The organism is Aeromonas sp. A600620, assembly GCF_029479985.1.
Taxonomy (GTDB): domain Bacteria; phylum Pseudomonadota; class Gammaproteobacteria; order Enterobacterales; family Aeromonadaceae; genus Aeromonas; species Aeromonas veronii_A.
Genome location: NZ_JAAKXB010000003.1, coordinates 20,059 through 35,869, shown reverse-complemented (window position 1 = coordinate 35,869; position 15,811 = coordinate 20,059). Strand labels below are relative to the sequence as shown.

The window sequence follows — 15,811 nt, the reverse complement described above, 5'->3', positions numbered from 1 at the left end:
ACTGCCTCTAGAGACGGGTTGAGAAGCGGTATCCGGCTCCACGCACCGTCTGGATCAATCTGTCGTGCCCTGTCTCTTCAATCGCCTTGCGCAGGCGCCGAATATGCACATCCACGGTTCTGTCCTCGACGTACACATTGGTACCCCAGACATTGTTGAGCAACTGCTCACGGCTATAGACCCGCTCGGGGTGAGTCATGAAGAAATGCAGCAGCTTGAATTCGGTCGGCCCCATGTCGAGCGCCTTCTCCTCGGCACTGACCCGGTGGGAGACGGGGTCCAGCTTGAGCCCCTGCACCTCGATCACCTCGTCTACCGAGGTGGGGGAGACTCGGCGCATCACCGCATGGAGGCGAGCGGTGAGCTCCTTGGGCGAGAACGGCTTGGTGATATAGTCGTCGGCACCGGCCTCCAGACCACGCACCTTGTCCTCCTCCTCACCGCGGGCGGTGAGCATCACCACCGGGATCTGGCGGGTCACCTCATCCTGCTTGAGCTGTTTGATAAACTGGATGCCACTGCCGCCTGGCATCATCCAGTCCAGCACGATAAGTTCCGGGTAGGGTTCACGCACCTTCGCCAGTCCGTCGGCGAAATCTTCCGCTTCAATCGTCTCATACCCCTTCTGCTCCAGCACGAAACAGAGCATTTCGCGGATCGGTGCTTCGTCCTCGACCACCAGAATTCGCTTAGCCATTCCCTTCTCTCTCCTCTGTGAAGATGGGTGCGCCAATTATTAGAATTTTCTGTGACACTTTTATGACTTTATGACAGGCGGGATGATAAACGTTTTCAGATTCAGTTGGCAGCAGCGCGTTGCAGCAGGTCCCAGCGGTTGCCACTGATATCCTCGAACACTACCACGGTGCCGTAGGACTCCTGTCGAGGCTGTTCACAAAAATGGACACCATACTGCTGCATCCGCCGGTAATCCCGCCAGAAGTCATCGGTCTCGAGGAACAGAAATACCCGTCCGCCACCCTGTTTGCCAATGGCGGCCAGCTGCTCCGGGGTCGCAGCCCGCGCCAGCAGCAACGAGGAACCCGAGCTGCCAGCGGGAGCAACCCGCACCCAGCGTTTGCCCGGTTTGCCCGGTTCGTCGAGCCGGGTATCTTCCAGCAGCGCAAACCCCAGCCCCTCGGTGAAAAAGGCGATAGCCTCGTCATAGTCGGCCACCAGCAGGGTCAGGGCACCAATAGATTGTCTGGTCATCTTGCTCTCGTCTTTAACATGTCATGCTACCGCCCTCAATGCGCCACTACCCGGTTGCGTCCCTGCGTCTTGGCCTGATAGAGCGCCTCGTCGGCACGTTTGAGTACGCATTCCCATGGCTCTCCCCCCCGCTCGGCCACCCCGAACGAAGCGGTCACCCGCAAGGCCAGCGGCCAATGGGGAGATGCCTCCAGCAGGGTGCGCAGCCGCTCGGCCAGGATACACGCCCGCAACTCATCGTAATCAAGGCAGACCAACACAAACTCCTCTCCCCCCCAGCGCACCAGATGGCAGAGGGGATCGCAGTGGCGCAGGATCTCGCTGACCAGCAGTTTGAGCACCTCGTCTCCCACCGGATGGCCATGGCTATCGTTGATCTGTTTGAAGTGATCCACATCGATATAGACAAGAGTGCAGGGCTGCTCACCTATCTCGAGCAGCAGTCGCTCACCGCCGAGCCGGTTGAGGGCGCCGGTCAGGGCATCATAACAGGCCTCCTCGCGGGAGCGGCGATTCTCTTCACTCAAGGTCCGGTTGAGCGCCTCGGCCTCCAGTTTGGCCTGATGGGCATGCTGCAAGCGCTGCTTCATCAAAAGGTGGTTGATCAGAAAAACGGTACAACCGTAAAGAAACCAGACAAACAGGATCAGCCGATAGAAGAGGGTGGCATCGAGCCAGCTACCGTGAAACTGCAGCGCTTCGATCACCACGCCATGCTTACCGGGCGGCATATCTGAACCAGCCATAACCTCGATGGCATAAACCCGATCCAGATTGGCCCCCTGCTGCTGCAACGGCACATTGTAACGGGTGATCCACCAGGTCGCCGGGGTAAACACATCCAGTGGCACCTCGTGATCCCGGCCGTAATCCGCCGGCCGAAAAATGATCTCGTTGAACTTGGATTGCTCAGGCTCATCAACCCGGTCATAGACCGGATTGTAGTTGCGCAGATACAAGCGCCAATCCTGCTCGCCAGCCCCGGTTACGCTCAAACGGATATGAAGTGTGCCAAAACGGGTCAGATTAATCCCCTTGTCACGGGGGGTCAGGGTGAGGATAAGGCCGCAACTTGGGTAGCTGGCGGGATTGGCGGTTAACGTACAGACCACTCCGGGATGATCATCCGCCGAGGGTTGATAGCGCACCGCCCCCGGCCCAGCATCCCGTGGCTGCTGCACTGTGATGGAGAGCGGCCACTCCTTGATATCGAGAACTCGCTCTGGCCCGAACTCGAACAGCAGGATGGCACAACCGGTGAGCGCCAGCAGATACCAGAATAGTGACTCGGCCAAACGGGAACCGGACGCGATCATGCTTACCCTAACCCCTGAATATGAAGGCACAGCCATTCACTCGGGCAGACAACCGATCGTTGCTGCCAGATGGCCCATGATAACAGGGCTCTATGATAATCCCTGTAACGACAAGAAACAGGCTACTTATCATGGCATTCACACTGGATCGCTCCCGTTTTTTCCCATTAGAGCCCCCGTTCTGCCGATTGCTGGCGATAACGCTGGGGTGAACATCCCAGCTCCCGGTTGAACATGGCGATAAAGGCCGAGGTGGAGCCGTAACCGAGCCGCCAGCTGATCTCCTGAATGGGCATGTCCCCCTTGAGCCAGGCCAGAGCCTTGAGCAGCCGCAACCGCGCCCGCCACTGACCGAAGCTCATCCCCAGCTCCCGCAGGCAGCGCCGCGCCAGGGTGCGCTCTGTGGTATGCAGTTGTCCGGCCCACTGGGCCAGAGTTCGGGGATCGGCAGGATCGCTGTGTAACGCCGCCAGCATGGGAGCCAGCAGCTTGTCCTGACTCATCGGCAGGTAGCTCTCCTGACAGCGGGTGCGCGCCAGTCGCTCCACCAGTAACTCGGCCTGACGCTGATCCCACTCATCCGCCATATGGCTCACCCGCCGTTCGCAAAAATCGCTCAGCAGGGCGCGGATCAGCGGGGTGAGCAGCAGCAATCTGGGCTCTGGCGGCAGCTTGGCCGCCAGCTCGTGACTGACGTAGATGGAGGTGTAGTCGAGGGTCTGCTCGTTGTAAGAGGTGTGGTCGAGATCCGCCGGTACCCAGATCAGATAGTCGGCAGGGGCCACCAGTCGCTGATCCCCCAGCTCTATCTCCATGATCCCCAGGCTGATCATGTTGAGCTGGCCCCAGGGGTGGGAGTGCAGCACGGTCGCGCTGTCGGCCAACATCTGCTGGTAACTGAAAAAGAGCGGATTGGGAGCGGGCAGAACGACATCTACCGGCTGAAAGTGGTGAGTGGCCATCAGCGCCCCTTGTCAGCGAGAGAGAGGAGCAGGCGTGATGCAACGCCCTGTTGGCTCGGTCTCCGGCACAGGTCAAAAGCAGCCATCAGTTGCGGGCAGACGCAGCCCGTGTGGGCCGGAATAAGGTGCATCAGAAAGAGTTGTCTTTTCTGCTGGGTCATCTGTCTGTTTTACGCTACTTGATAATATAAAGACAAGGGTAGACTTGGCCCCCTGTTAATAAGGAGCCTCTGATGCGAATCTTTTCCCCTCTTCTCTTTCCGCTGATGGCGGTGCTGATCTGGGCTACCAATACCGTGGTGTCCAAGGCGGCCGCCAGTGTGCTCGACCCCGCGGCTATCTCCTTCTATCGCTGGGTGATCGCCGCTCTGGCGCTGACCCCCTTCTGCCTGCCGCAGCTGTGGCGCCGCCGTAGCGAGGTTCGCCCCTGGCTCGGCAAGCTGCTGGTGCTGGCGGCGCTCGGTATGGTGCTCTACCAGTGCCTCGCTTACTACGCTGCTCACAGCACTTCGGCCACCAATATGGGGGTGATCGGCTCCCTCATTCCACTGCTCACCCTGCTGCAAGGGGCGCTCTTCTTCGGCCAGCGTCCCGGCAAACAGGCACTGCTCGGCATGAGTATCTCCCTGTTCGGCGTGCTCTGGCTGCTTGGCAAGGGCGAACCACTGGCCCTGCTCCATAACGGCATCAACCCGGGGGATGGCATGATGTTGCTCGGCTCCGCCAGCTACGCCCTTTACGGCCTCTTGATCCGCCGCTGGCAACTGCCGTTTGGCCCCTGGCTCAACCTCTACATGCAGATCCTGCTGGCCGTACTGCTGCTGGTGCCGCTCGCTCTCAGTGCCGACTCGATGGCGGTGCCGGCCGAAGGGTGGGGGCTGGTGCTCTTCGCCGGGCTCGCCTCCTCCCTGCTGGCGGCTTACTGCTGGATGCGCGGCCTCGCCTGCATGGGGGCAGAGCGCACCTCGGTCTTTATGAACCTGATGCCGCTCTGTACGGCGCTGATCGCCGTCGTCGGCCTGGGCGAGCCAATCCACGGCTATCACCTGCTGGGTGGCGGGCTGATCCTGGGCGGGGTGATGGCCTCCCAGCTGAAGGGGCGTGCGCCGGTAGCCGAACGGGAAGCCGCCTGAGAACCAACATCGTCCGGAAACAACAAGGGAGCCCATGGCTCCCTTGTTGTTTCTGCAATGCACGCCAGTGCGCATCTCAACCGGCCCGGCGCCAGCGGTAGCGACGCTCAGGCCGCCCGCGCTGGCCGTAATTGAGATCCACATCTACCCGGTCTTCCGACTCCAGATATTCCAGATAGCGGCGCGCCGTGGTGCGGCTGAGGGAGAGTCGCAGCGCCACCGTGTCGGTGGAGAAGACACTCTCCGGCTCACCCGCCAGCAGATCCAGCACCTGACGCAGGGTGATGCTGTCGATCCCCTTGGGAGTGACGCGCATCTCCTTGATCTGGGAGCGCCCTCCCTTGCCCAGCAGCTTGTCGAGATCTTCCTGCTCCAGCCGACCCCGCTCGCAGAGGCGGCTGTGCAGTTGCAGGATCTCGTCCAGACTCTGCTGGATGCGAAACAGCCGCAATGGTTTGATGACGTAGTCATGAACCCCCAGATTGAGGGCCTGCTGGATGGTCTCCACATCCCGCGAGGCGGTCACCATGATGACATAGGCTTCGCGGTTGTGGCTGCGCAGGCGGCTCACCCACTCAAGGCCGGAGCCATCGGGCAGGGAGACATCCACCAGCAGCAGTTGGGGCACCACACCGGCCATCATGGCATCGGCCTGGGCCAGGGTGCCGGCCCGCCCCAGCAGGGAGAAACCGGGTGTCGCCGCCACCAGTTCTGACAAGATGGCACCGATCCGATCGTCATCTTCAATAACAAGCGTGATTATTGGGTCCATGGTTCACATTAATTGGTTTTTATTCAAATAGATACCAAACAGGGTGGTCTGCTCGGCGGTTCGCCGCCATTCTATCACACCCTCGTGCCGACCCACGGTCTCCTTGACCAGGAACAGACCCACCCCGTGATCGCCGCTCTGGCGACTCACCCCGTAATCGAACAGGTGATCGGCCAGCTCCTCGTCGACCCCCTCACCGCTATCCTCCACTTCGATCACCAGTCGCCGCCCCACATCGCACAGGGACAGCAGCACCCGCGGCGGCCGCTGCTGGCGGTTGCGCCAGGCCGCCTGCAGGCCGTTGTCCAGCAGGTTGCCAATGAGGGTAATGAGATCGGCCGAGACCGAGGCCGGATACTCCGCCAGCGCCGAATCGGGATCGAGTTCCAGGGTCACCCCCAGCTCGCGAGCCCGGCTGAACTTGCCGAGAATCAGCCCCGCCACCGGCTTGTTGTCGATCAGCCGCAGCAGCTCCTGCAGCATGGTCTGGCACGCTTCGTTCTCCTGCTGGATCAGCTCCACCGCCTGATCCACATGGCCCAGCTGCAACAGGCCGGAGAGGCTGCTCAGCTTGTTGGCAAACTCGTGGCTCTGCATCCGCAACATCTCGGCATACTGGCGCAGGTGGGTCACCTGCACCCCCAGACTGGCGGCCACCTCCGGACGGCTGAAGATCAGCAGCCGCCCCGGCGCCTTGCCCTGCACCGCCTGCCAGCGGCCAACGAAGGACTCCCCCTGAATGGTGAAGCTCACTTCCCCACCCTCCTGCTCCAGACAGGGGGCAAGGGGCGGCACCAGCTCCGCCAGCGACTGTCCCTGCAGGGCGTGGCGCCCGGTAACCGGCAGCCGCAGCTGATAGCTGGCGGTGCTGTTGATCATGTTGATGTTGCCGCGACCATCAAGGGCGATGACCCCTTCGGTGATGTGCTCAAGCACCAGATCCTGCAGGGTGAAACGGCGCACGATTGCCTCCGGCTCCAGATCGAGCAGAGTCTTGCGCAGCAGGTATTGCACCCAGAGTGCCAGCAGCAGGCCGCACCCCAGCACCGCAACGATGGCGCTGATGAGCAGGGCTACCCGCTCCATATAGATGCCCTCCACCTGCTGCATCAGATAGCCCACCACCACGGCCCCCATGACGCGCCCGTCACCGCCCACCACCGGGGAGAAGCAGCGGATCGCCGGCCCCATGGTGCCCCGATCCTTGGAGCAGTAGCTGCGCCGCTCCTGCAGCGCGGGCCAGATATCCTCGCCGCGAAACTTCTGCCCCACCAGCTCGGGGTTGGGGTGGCTGAGGCGGCGACCATGCTCGTCGGTTACCACCATATAGGTGGCGTCGGTGCGGTTGCAGACCGCCTCCACATAGTCGCGCAGGGTAGGGTCACGGCCCTGACGCAGGGCCTCGACCACCCGGGTGTCCGCCGCCATCACCCGTGCCAGATCGCTCCCCTTATCCTGCAGATTGCTCTCCAGCAGATGGCGGATAAAGAGGGCCAGCAGACTGCCCAGAATGAGGATCAGCAGCAGGGAGAGCCCGAGAGAAAGGGTGACCAACTGGTGGCGAAGTTTCATGCACATACCTTAAAACGTCAGGACGCAGCCCAATAGTGCGGATGCCACCAGGTCTGGTCAATCAAAGGAGCCGGATCGCCGACAAAATCGGCCAATCCTTCCTCGCGGGCGCAGAGCGCCACCGCTCTGGCGACGGCGCGGGCCACCTCTCCCACCTGTTCGATGGGGGGTAGCAGCCGACCCGCCACCAGCGGATAGGCGCCGACTGCCCGCACCGCAGCCAGCAACATGCCATCGCTGATGCGGCGCGCCTTGACCGCGCAGGCACCGAGACCAATCCCCGGGAAGACATAGACGTTGTTGCACTGGGAGACTACCCGCCGCTCGCCGGCCACCGTTACCGGCGCAAAGGGGCTGCCGGTGGCCAGCAGGGCGCGGCCATCTGTGGCGGCCCACACCTGCTCGGGGGTCGCCTCGGCACTGCGGGTCGGGTTGGAGAGTGGCAGGATCACCGGCTGATCGCACACCTCCCCCATCGCCTGCAACACCTCGCGGGTAAAGAGGCCACCCTGCCCGCTCACGCCAATCAAGACCGCCGGACGCACCTGGCGGATGGTCTCCAGCAGCGAACTGTTCCCCTCCTCAACGGCGCGGGCAAACGGCTGTTGGGCGCGAGTCAGGTTGGGACGATCGGCGCAGACCACCCCGTCCTGATCAAACAGCCAGACGCCATCGTGGCTCCCCGCAAGCTGGGCCAACATGGCGGCGATGCCGCAACCGGCAGAACCCGCCCCGACGATCAGCACCGGGGCATCGCACAGGGCGGTACCCGCCTGCTGCAACCCGGCCAGCACGCAGGCAGAAGCCACTGCCGCCGTGCCCTGAATATCGTCGTTGAACATGCAGAGCTCGTCCCTATAGCGGGTCAGCAGGTTGGCGGCATGCTTGCCGGCAAAGTCTTCAAACTGCAGCACCACTTGGGGCCAGCGCTTGCGAATGGCGGCCACCACCTTGTCCATGAAGTGGTAGTAGCTCTCGCCGTCGATGCGCGGGGATTGCCAGCCGAGGTAAGAGTCATCCTCCAGCAGCTCGGGGTTGTTGGTGCCCACATCGACACAGAGCGGCAGGGTACGCGCCGGATTGATGCCGCCAGCAGCGGAGTAGAGCGCCAGCTTGCCGATACAGATCCCCATGCCGCCGATACCGAGATCGCCAAGCCCCAGCACCCGCTCGCCGTCGGAGATGACGATCACATCCACCTCCTGCTCCACCGACTCGAGGATATCGTCGAGATCATCCCGGTCGTGCCAGGAGAGGTAGAGGCCGTGGCTGCGCAGATAGAGGTCACTGTGGCGCTGGCACGCCTCCCCCACCACCGGGGTGTAGATGATCGGCAGCAGCTCCGGCAGGTGGTGGCGTACCAGATCGTAGAACAGCACAGGGTTGTCCTCCTGCAGCTGGCGCAGCAGCAGATGCTGGTCAAACGGACTCTGCATGGCGCTGACCAATCGGTAGATCCGGCGCCGCTGCTGGGAGAGGGACTCCTCCTTGTGAGGCATGCGACCCCGCACCCCCTGACGCTTGCGCTCGGCATAGGGCAGGCTGGTGCCCATCATGATGTCGTTCATCTTGTTTGTTCCTCAATCCGGTATCAGGCGAGCAGGGAGATAAGGGCGGTGGCCAAGATCAGCATCACGGCGCCGCCCAGGCGAGAGGAGATCTGGGCAAAGGGCATCAGCTTCATCCGCTGGGCCGCCGAGAGCACGGCTACGTCGCCGGTGCCGCCCATGTTGGCCATACAGAGCCCGCCGGTTATGGCCGCCTCGATGGGATAGAAACCGATCAGCTTGCCGACCAGCGCCGCGCCGAGGGCGCCACCGATTACGGTGACCATGACCAGCACGAAGTAGCTGACGGAGAAGGCACTGATCAGCTCGGGAATACTGGTATAGGCGACGCCGATCCCCACCAGCAGCGAGGGGGTGAGGTTGCTCACCACAAACTGGTACCAGTCGGCCGCCGCCTGCTCATAACGACGCGGCAGCACGCCGCTCACCTTGATAAAGGCGACCGCCAAAATCATCAGGGCGAAGGGGTGCATGGGGATAAAGTTGCCAAGCAGGGAACCCAGCACAAACATGCTGGAGCTGATGAAAAGGCCCATACCCAGACTCTGCAGGGTCGGCGCTTCGGCCTGCTCGTCAGCAATGCTCTGGCTATTCTCTTTGACCATCAGCTTGCCGTTGCCGGTCAGGGAGGGGTAACGGCGACCGAGCCGCGCCAGCAGGGAGCCCACCAGAATGGCCAGGGTATTGGCGATCACCACCGCCGGTACCATGCGCGACAAGAGATCCGCACTGGACATCTGCATCGGGCCGGAGAGGATCTCCACCAACGGCACCGCACCGGCGCCCATGCCACCGCCCATGATGGGCAGGCCGATCAGCAGCACGGCATTCTTGAAGCCATATCCCATCAGGGAGCCGACCAGCCCCACACTCAGCAGTGCCAGTGCGACGCCACCAAGAATAACCGGCAGGTAGCGCATGGCGGCATTTTTCAGCAGCGCGCCGCTCATGCCGAACACCGAACCGGTCACCAGACTGGCGATAAAGAAGTTGAGAAAGCCCCCCTCCTTCATGAAGTTGGTGATGACCTGCCCCGCCTGCACCGGCAGCAACTGATATTCAAACAGGGCGGCACCGCCGAAGATGGCGAGGATGGTGCCGCCCCCCAGGTATTCGCGGATCGGCATGATCCGCTCACCCAGCTCGGTCAGCAGGGTGCCCAGCACGAACATCAGCGCCAACGCACCGACCATGCCCAGCGGCAGCGAGCCATTCCAGCCGGAAAAGAGAACACAGGTCGCCAGCCCCAGAAATATAAAGAGAGGCATACCGGCAATTTGTTGGCCGCCCATAAAGGCGGCCTTTTCTTGTGTGGTTTGTAGGGGTGAGAGGTTTTTCATTGTTATGTACTCTGCGTGTGATTGTGGCCGCTACTTTATTGATCCCCCTCGCCCCTGTCGGTTAGCCAGATTGCAAAGCCATATAAAAACATTAAAAACTTAAACATCATGGTGCCGCCAACGTGCGCAGCACAATAGAACACCAGACATCCGATACCCGACCAAGTCAGGAAATAGGGTGATAAAACGAGCGAGCCCAATGGCGGATATTTGGGTGATCAGCAGTAATAACGATGCGATGATCTCCCCCCTTCGGGGAAATAACAGAGCCAGATGACAAGCTCTGCGACCATTTATCGCCACAGCTCCTGTGAGTGATTATCAGCGGGTAATGTCATCGCCATAACGCGAGTGCCACGGCATGCCACACCAGGGTTTGAGTCGGCGTGCAGGAAGCACGCACGATGAAAAAGGGTGAGGAGAAAGATGCAAAAAGGGGAGATTGAAATAGTGATGAGTCAAGCCAGCGAATACCAGAGCACTGGCTTGAACTCACAAGGATCACACACGGTCAGGTCTATTCTGCCAACAGCAATGGAATATTGGCGGGGTCAAAATCATGACTGATATCGGTACTTCTGATAGCGCCTTCCCGATTCACGCCATGGTGTGACTCTGCACCATATTCTCCATCACTCAACAGCGTTTCAATTGCCAGATACACACATCCACTGTCATATCCATCCACAACCCGTTTCCCCCTTGTTTTATAACCCCATCAATATTAGCGGATAAAAAAAGAGCTGCTCACTGAAGCTGAAAATTTCATGAAAATAATCGCCGGATATCCTCCATTCACGGCGCAATATCCGAATCGGCAAGAGAGCCTCGAGTGGATCAGCCCCGAAAATAATATCAGGGGCTCGAATGCTGCTCGCCCTCACCAACGAAAGATCCGACCAGAAACATGATTCACATCACACTATTTACTTAGCCTGCTAAACAAGTATGATAGTTAGCAGGCTAAGTACATTGAGGATGAGAAGATGACGGATCTGGAAAGGTTGCGCGAGCTGTCACTCGCCGAGCAGATAGCGCGGATGCACCGGCTATGGCGTACTGCCGCCGACCTGGAGCTGGCTCCCCTTGGCCTCACCCATCCCCGCTGGACCGCGCTGTGGAAGCTCTCCCGCATGGGGAACCATGTCAGCCAGAAGACCCTGGCCGAAGCCCTCGAAATAGAACTGCCATCCCTGATGCGCACCCTGGGCCAGCTGGAAGAGCAGGGTCTGATTGAGCGCCACTGCTGCAGTCAGGACAAGCGGGCCCGCATCGTCTGCGTGACCCCGGCTGGCCAGACCCTGCTCGATCAGATCGCCGACCGCATCATGAATATCCGCCGGGAGCTGCTGGGGGGCATCGACGAGCAGACCCTGCAGCTGTTTGAAGCCACGGTGCAGCGGATCTCGGCCAACGCCCTCAGCAAAATTGAACAACACCACGACCGACAAGCCGGAGGCGATACAAGCCCTCCCGAGACCGACACAGAGAGAGAATAAGATGACTCCGGATCAACAATTTACCCGCTGGATCAAATGGTCCATGGCGGGCTTTGCCACCTTGTTTGCCTATTTTCTGATAGCCGACCTGCTGATGCCCCTCACCCCTCAGGCGATGGCGACCCGGGTGGTCACCAAGCTGGCCCCCCAGGTGAGCGGCAAGGTGATCGAGGTCGCCGTTCACAACAACCAGCAGGTCAAGAAAGGGGATCTGCTGTTCAGGCTGGATCCGGCCCCTTTTGAACTGGCAGTGGAGCAGGCCCGCCTTGCGCTGGCGCAGGCAGAGCAGCAGAACAGTGAACTGGATGCCGCCCTGACCGCCGCCGTTGCCGAGATCAACGCCAAGGAGACCCTGGCCAGCCAGAAGTGGCGCGAGGCTGAGCGGATCGATGCGCTCTACCAACGTCACATGGTTTCGCTGCAACAAAAAGATGAGGCTGACAGCGCCCTGCGCAGCGCCCAGGCCAACCTGCGCGCCAGTCAGGCCAAACTGGCCCAGATCAAGGCCAGTCGTGGCGTGACCGGTGAGGACAATCTGTTGCTGCGCCAGGCCCGCAACCAGCTGGCGCAAGCGCAGCTGGCCCTCTCTTACAGCCAGGTCCACGCGGATCAGGATGGCACCATCACCAACCTGCAGCTCAAGCCGGGCAGTATCGCCAGCGCCGGCAGCCCGCTACTGGCACTGGTGTCGGAACAGGTGGACGTCATTGCCGATTTTCGGGAGAAGAGCCTGCGCCATGTTGGCGAGCAAACCCGCGCACTGGTCGCCTTCGATGGCGAGCCGGGTCAGCTCTATCCTGCTCGGGTAAGCAGTCTGGATGCCGGAGTGAGTGCCGGTCAGTTTGATGCCAATGGTCGACTGGCCGCGCCGGTGGAGTCTGATCGCTGGGTACGGGATGCCCAGCGGATGCGGCTGCACCTCGAGCTGGACCAGCTCCCCGATCATCTGCCAGCCGGGGCGCGAGCCACGGTACAACTGCTGCCGGACAATGCCCTGACCGCCATGCTGGCACGGGGCCAGATCCACCTGCTCAGCCTGCTCCATTATGTCTACTAACCACGCCACTCACCCGTCGGCCAATACCGCCCCAGCACACCCCACCGGTGGTGCTGCCGCTCACCTCTGGTATCGGCCCCTCACCGGCAACGAGCTGCGCCAGTGCCTGCGCATCGCCTTTGGCTGTACCACGGGCTTTCTGCTCTGCAAGCTGTTTGGCTGGAATTACGGGGTCTTCTATACGGTCACACCGGTGCTACTGCTGGGGATGGTGCCTGTAATGAATGGTCATGCCGCGCGCCAGCTGATCGCGGCGGCGGTGGTCTGTGGGGTGGAGGTCGGGCTGCTGGGTGGGCTGTTTGGCAGCCATCCGGCGCTGATGACCCCCATCGCCTTCATGCTGTTTCTCTACCGCTTCGCCGCCATGTCGCGGGGCAGCCTGTTTCTGTTCGGGGCCAACGGGGTGCTGAGCCTCAGCATCATGCTGCACTTTGCCAGCTATCCGCAGACCGACCTCAACGACCTGATCCTCAACAATATCTGGGCGAGCGTGCTGTCGGTGCTGATCGCCTACCTGATGACCATGCTGATCCCGGATGTGGAGGCCAGACCCAAGCCTGCCTCGGCCCCCAAGGCGCCGCACCGGATGCGCCATGAAGCCCTGCTGGGTGCCACTGTGGCCACCCTGTCATTTCTGATATTTCAGGTGTTTGACCTGCGCGACTCCATGTCTGCCCAGGCCACGACCTTGCTGGTGCTGTTCCCCATGCACTGGAACGGTGCGCTGAGTTATGCCCGCAAACGGGCGATGGGTACCTTACTGGGGGTCACCTTCGGCTTGCTCGGCCAGCTGCTGCTCTATGACTGGTCAGGGCAACTGCTGCTGGTCGCCCCGCTGCTGTGGCTCGGCGCCATGCTGTTCAGCCATGCCCACGTCAAGGAGGCAGGCGGCTCCGGGGTCGGCTTCGGCGCCCTCACTACCCTCGGCATCCTGTTTGGCCAGTACCTCACCCCGGGCAACGATCTGGTGTTCAGCGCCCTCTACCGGGTGAGCAGCATCCTGTTTGCCATCGTGGTCACTCTGCTGGCCTGCTACCTCGTCCACCGGTTGCTCAACCGCTTCGAGGCGACCCGCTTCGGTTATTGATTTCCTGTTGTAAGCACTGTTGTCAACCCATGGATGAGATCTCTTTCGCCCCGTCGCCTGCCGGGGCGTTTTTTCTCGCCCTCGTTTACCTCCCTCACCAATACTCCTGCCACTACAAGTCAGCGCAGAAGTGTGGCTATGCTTGTAAGGCTGCTGTCGATGAGGTGCACACTTATGGTTCCGTTGTTAAAAAAATGGCTGGTTTGTCTGATGCTGTTGGCTACCAGCCCGCTCGGGGCCACCCCGCTTGTCATTGGTGCCGAAGATGACTGGGCCCCCTACTGCGAGCGCGACAAGGACAATGAGGATGACCAGCCCCACGGACTGGCGCCTGAGCTGGTCAAGGCGGTGTTCGCCGCCGAAGGGATCGAGATTGTCTTTCGCACCCTCCCCTTCGCCCGCTGCATGCACGATGCGAAAAGCGGCAAACTTGCGGGGTGCTTCAACGCTACCATCACCGAAGAGAACCGCTACCAGTACCATTGGCACGATACCCCCATGTTCGAGGAGGATCTTGCCATCTTCGCCCTTGCCAGCGACCCGCAACGGGATCTCAAGCTCACCTCGCTGGAAGGCAAGCGGGTGGGCATCACCCTCGGCTACACCTACCCTACCGATTTTATGGAGAACCCTAGGATCACCCGCTTTCAGGCCAAATCCGATGCCCAGATCCTCGAGATGCTGGTACGTGGCCGGGTCGACTACATCCTGATGAACGGCATGCCGGGCTACCTCAAGATCCAGCAGAAGCAGCTGACCGGCAAGGTGGTCAAGGTTGGCAAGCTCTCCACTGATGGCTTCTGGCTCGCCTTCTCCCGCAACACACCTCAAGGGGAAGCGCTGGCCAAGCAGTTCGAACAGGGGCTGCAGAAGATCAAGAACAACGGCATCTATGAGACGCTGATCCGCCAGTTTGAAACCAGACTTGGCCTCTACTGATTGACGATGCCTTCCTGATAGCGCCCCCTCATACTCGCGCGGTATGCCGGACAGCGAGCGACGCACCGAATGGCCCCGCTGATTGCACAATAACGGCAACCTGTTAGGCTCACGCCCGTATGACACCAATGGAGCTGTAATCATGAATAAGGTACATATGATGGCCGCTGGTGCGCTGGCCCTCGGCCTGCTCGCTGGCTGCAATCAGGGCAATACCCTCTCAGTCACTGGTGGCGAACCGGTCAGTTACCAGTGCGAGCAAGGCAAAAAGGTGCAGGTGCGCTACTTCTCCCTCTCCGACGAGAGCCTCAGCTTTATCAAGCTGTCGCTGCCGGATGGCAAGGATTACACCCTGCCCCAGGCCATTTCGGCCTCCGGCGCCCGCTATACGGACGAACATGAGGCCGTCTGGTGGAACAAGGGGGATGAGGGCTTTGTCGAGCTTCGGGATCAGGATGGCGAGTGGCAGACCGCCTACAACGACTGCAAACAGCAATAAACGTGACCCCGGCCTGGCCGGGGTCTCTCTTTCTCTGGCATCAGAGTGATGGGGGATCAGTTGATCTCGATCTCGAAGCGGTTGGTCACCTCGACCGGAATGGCATCCGGGTTGCCCTCTGCAGGGCTGTAGCGGATCCGCGAGAGGGTCGCCAGCGCACTCTGCTCCAGCTCGCCGGGGGGCTCGGCCGCTACCACCTCCGGCTTGACCGGCGTGCCGCTGGCGTCGATTTGATAGCGAACTTCCACATACCCCTTGACCGGTTTGGCTGGCAGGGCTGGCTCGTCATTACCAAGCCATGACCACTGCTTCTCCTGAACCCAGTAGCTGGACAACTGCTCGAGAGAGATAGCGATCGGAGCGCGCTCGTGCGCTACCTCCTGACGGGATGAGCACCCCAGCAACAGTGTCACTGCCAGACCTGACCATACTGCGACTTTCCACTTCATGTAACGCTCCTTGTTCTCTGCCGGTACTTATTGCCGGACTGCAGGCCGCTCAACACGCGCCCTTTTGGTCAGTCACCCATCCTAACGAAAAAGTATTCGTATGAACATGAACAAAAGGGCCAACCCCGAGAGGTTGGCCCTTTTATCGTCAATAAGCTCACTAACCATCCGCTGGCATCAGCCGCGCTTGTCGCTCACCACCAGCCAGAGCGCATGGACCATGCCCGGCAGACCGCCCATCAGGGTCAGCACGATGTTGATTAAAAAGTGCAGGCTAAAGCCCACTTGGATAAACGCGCACACCGGGGGCAGGAAAATGGCCAGCAGGATCTTGAGCAGATTGTTCATCTCGGCTCTCCTCTTCATGAATGTCGTCAGGATTGGAATGGGCTAACCATAAACATCC

At 60.8% G+C, this 15,811-nt stretch carries 16 protein-coding genes; 6 read left to right on the top strand and 10 right to left on the bottom strand.

The features are described from left to right. Positions 1-7: 7 nt before the first annotated feature. From phoB to G5533_RS05145, 4 genes are all read right to left on the bottom strand, one after another. Complete coding sequence (gene phoB, locus G5533_RS05160) at positions 8-697, bottom strand: phosphate regulon transcriptional regulator PhoB (RefSeq protein ID WP_026457670.1); 690 nt, start codon at positions 695-697, stop codon at positions 8-10. A gap of 101 nt (positions 698-798) precedes the next feature. Continuing rightward, a complete protein-coding gene (locus tag G5533_RS05155) occupies positions 799-1,212 on the bottom strand; it encodes a VOC family protein (RefSeq protein WP_167572379.1) in 414 nt (137 codons plus the stop codon). A 35-nt stretch (positions 1,213-1,247) separates the two neighbouring features. Continuing rightward, positions 1,248-2,528, bottom strand: a complete 1,281-nt coding sequence (locus G5533_RS05150; protein WP_266134087.1) for a GGDEF domain-containing protein — start codon at positions 2,526-2,528, stop codon at positions 1,248-1,250. 167 nt (positions 2,529-2,695) lie between these two features. Beyond that, on the bottom strand, positions 2,696-3,490 hold the full coding sequence (locus tag G5533_RS05145) for a helix-turn-helix transcriptional regulator (RefSeq protein WP_421255034.1): 795 nt from the start codon (positions 3,488-3,490) through the stop codon (positions 2,696-2,698). 233 nt (positions 3,491-3,723) lie between these two features. Here G5533_RS05145 and G5533_RS05140 point away from each other — a divergent pair, with 233 nt between their 5' ends. Then, a complete protein-coding gene (locus tag G5533_RS05140) occupies positions 3,724-4,623 on the top strand; it encodes a DMT family transporter (protein ID WP_042055263.1) in 900 nt (299 codons plus the stop codon). 76 nt (positions 4,624-4,699) lie between these two features. Here G5533_RS05140 and G5533_RS05135 read toward each other — a convergent pair whose 3' ends face one another. The 4 genes from G5533_RS05135 to G5533_RS05120 are packed head-to-tail and all read right to left on the bottom strand — an operon-like array spanning position 4,700 to position 9,875. Beyond that, entirely contained in the window at positions 4,700-5,395 is a 696-nt protein-coding gene (locus G5533_RS05135; RefSeq protein WP_075115718.1) for a response regulator, read from the bottom strand. 3 nt (positions 5,396-5,398) lie between these two features. Next, positions 5,399-6,967, bottom strand: a complete 1,569-nt coding sequence (locus tag G5533_RS05130) for an ATP-binding protein (RefSeq protein WP_204481211.1) — start codon at positions 6,965-6,967, stop codon at positions 5,399-5,401. 17 nt (positions 6,968-6,984) lie between these two features. Further along, entirely contained in the window at positions 6,985-8,535 is a 1,551-nt protein-coding gene (locus G5533_RS05125) for an NAD-dependent malic enzyme (protein WP_202000474.1), read from the bottom strand. Positions 8,536-8,558: 23 nt separating this feature from the next. Further along, positions 8,559-9,875, bottom strand: a complete 1,317-nt coding sequence (locus G5533_RS05120; RefSeq protein WP_421255036.1) for a 2-hydroxycarboxylate transporter family protein — start codon at positions 9,873-9,875, stop codon at positions 8,559-8,561. A 986-nt stretch (positions 9,876-10,861) separates the two neighbouring features. Between G5533_RS05120 and G5533_RS05115 the strand changes: the two genes are divergently transcribed. The 5 genes from G5533_RS05115 (at position 10,862) to G5533_RS05095 (ending at position 14,956) form a co-directional block, all read left to right on the top strand. Beyond that, complete coding sequence (locus tag G5533_RS05115; protein WP_005349886.1) at positions 10,862-11,374, top strand: MarR family transcriptional regulator; 513 nt, start codon at positions 10,862-10,864, stop codon at positions 11,372-11,374. A 1-nt stretch (position 11,375) separates the two neighbouring features. Beyond that, entirely contained in the window at positions 11,376-12,431 is a 1,056-nt protein-coding gene (locus G5533_RS05110; protein ID WP_421255037.1) for an HlyD family secretion protein, read from the top strand. Then, positions 12,421-13,518: a DUF2955 domain-containing protein gene (locus G5533_RS05105; RefSeq protein ID WP_441254580.1), complete on the top strand. Its 1,098-nt coding sequence runs from the start codon at positions 12,421-12,423 to the stop codon at positions 13,516-13,518. The genes G5533_RS05110 and G5533_RS05105 overlap by 11 nt, the downstream gene beginning before the upstream one ends. Before the next feature lie 174 nt (positions 13,519-13,692). Then, positions 13,693-14,457, top strand: coding sequence for a substrate-binding periplasmic protein (locus tag G5533_RS05100; RefSeq protein WP_139464164.1), 765 nt, complete (start codon positions 13,693-13,695; stop codon positions 14,455-14,457). 142 nt (positions 14,458-14,599) lie between these two features. Further along, positions 14,600-14,956, top strand: a complete 357-nt coding sequence (locus G5533_RS05095) for an MliC family protein (RefSeq protein ID WP_042058536.1) — start codon at positions 14,600-14,602, stop codon at positions 14,954-14,956. Between the two features lie 56 nt (positions 14,957-15,012). On the opposite strand, the gene G5533_RS05090 is transcribed toward G5533_RS05095, so the two are convergent. Next, on the bottom strand, positions 15,013-15,405 hold the full coding sequence (locus G5533_RS05090; RefSeq protein ID WP_108542479.1) for a TonB family protein: 393 nt from the start codon (positions 15,403-15,405) through the stop codon (positions 15,013-15,015). A 177-nt stretch (positions 15,406-15,582) separates the two neighbouring features. Next, the gene (locus G5533_RS05085; protein ID WP_005338440.1) at positions 15,583-15,753 is read right to left on the bottom strand and encodes a YqaE/Pmp3 family membrane protein; all 171 of its coding nucleotides are present in this window, start codon (positions 15,751-15,753) and stop codon (positions 15,583-15,585) included. Positions 15,754-15,811: the final 58 nt, after the last annotated feature.

What these genes read in the sequence shown, in the direction of transcription:
- phoB (WP_026457670.1), bottom strand. Translation starts at nt 697, where the DNA reads ATGGCTAAGCGAATTCTGGTGGTCGAGGACGAAGCACCGATCCGCGAA.
- G5533_RS05155 (WP_167572379.1), bottom strand. Translation starts at nt 1,212, where the DNA reads ATGACCAGACAATCTATTGGTGCCCTGACCCTGCTGGTGGCCGACTAT.
- G5533_RS05150 (WP_266134087.1), bottom strand. Translation starts at nt 2,528, where the DNA reads ATGATCGCGTCCGGTTCCCGTTTGGCCGAGTCACTATTCTGGTATCTG.
- G5533_RS05145 (WP_421255034.1), bottom strand. Translation starts at nt 3,490, where the DNA reads ATGGCCACTCACCACTTTCAGCCGGTAGATGTCGTTCTGCCCGCTCCC.
- G5533_RS05140 (WP_042055263.1), top strand. Translation starts at nt 3,724, where the DNA reads ATGCGAATCTTTTCCCCTCTTCTCTTTCCGCTGATGGCGGTGCTGATC.
- G5533_RS05135 (WP_075115718.1), bottom strand. Translation starts at nt 5,395, where the DNA reads ATGGACCCAATAATCACGCTTGTTATTGAAGATGACGATCGGATCGGT.
- G5533_RS05130 (WP_204481211.1), bottom strand. Translation starts at nt 6,967, where the DNA reads ATGAAACTTCGCCACCAGTTGGTCACCCTTTCTCTCGGGCTCTCCCTG.
- G5533_RS05125 (WP_202000474.1), bottom strand. Translation starts at nt 8,535, where the DNA reads ATGAACGACATCATGATGGGCACCAGCCTGCCCTATGCCGAGCGCAAG.
- G5533_RS05120 (WP_421255036.1), bottom strand. Translation starts at nt 9,875, where the DNA reads ATGAAAAACCTCTCACCCCTACAAACCACACAAGAAAAGGCCGCCTTT.
- G5533_RS05115 (WP_005349886.1), top strand. Translation starts at nt 10,862, where the DNA reads ATGACGGATCTGGAAAGGTTGCGCGAGCTGTCACTCGCCGAGCAGATA.
- G5533_RS05110 (WP_421255037.1), top strand. Translation starts at nt 11,376, where the DNA reads ATGACTCCGGATCAACAATTTACCCGCTGGATCAAATGGTCCATGGCG.
- G5533_RS05105 (WP_441254580.1), top strand. Translation starts at nt 12,421, where the DNA reads ATGTCTACTAACCACGCCACTCACCCGTCGGCCAATACCGCCCCAGCA.
- G5533_RS05100 (WP_139464164.1), top strand. Translation starts at nt 13,693, where the DNA reads ATGGTTCCGTTGTTAAAAAAATGGCTGGTTTGTCTGATGCTGTTGGCT.
- G5533_RS05095 (WP_042058536.1), top strand. Translation starts at nt 14,600, where the DNA reads ATGAATAAGGTACATATGATGGCCGCTGGTGCGCTGGCCCTCGGCCTG.
- G5533_RS05090 (WP_108542479.1), bottom strand. Translation starts at nt 15,405, where the DNA reads ATGAAGTGGAAAGTCGCAGTATGGTCAGGTCTGGCAGTGACACTGTTG.
- G5533_RS05085 (WP_005338440.1), bottom strand. Translation starts at nt 15,753, where the DNA reads ATGAACAATCTGCTCAAGATCCTGCTGGCCATTTTCCTGCCCCCGGTG.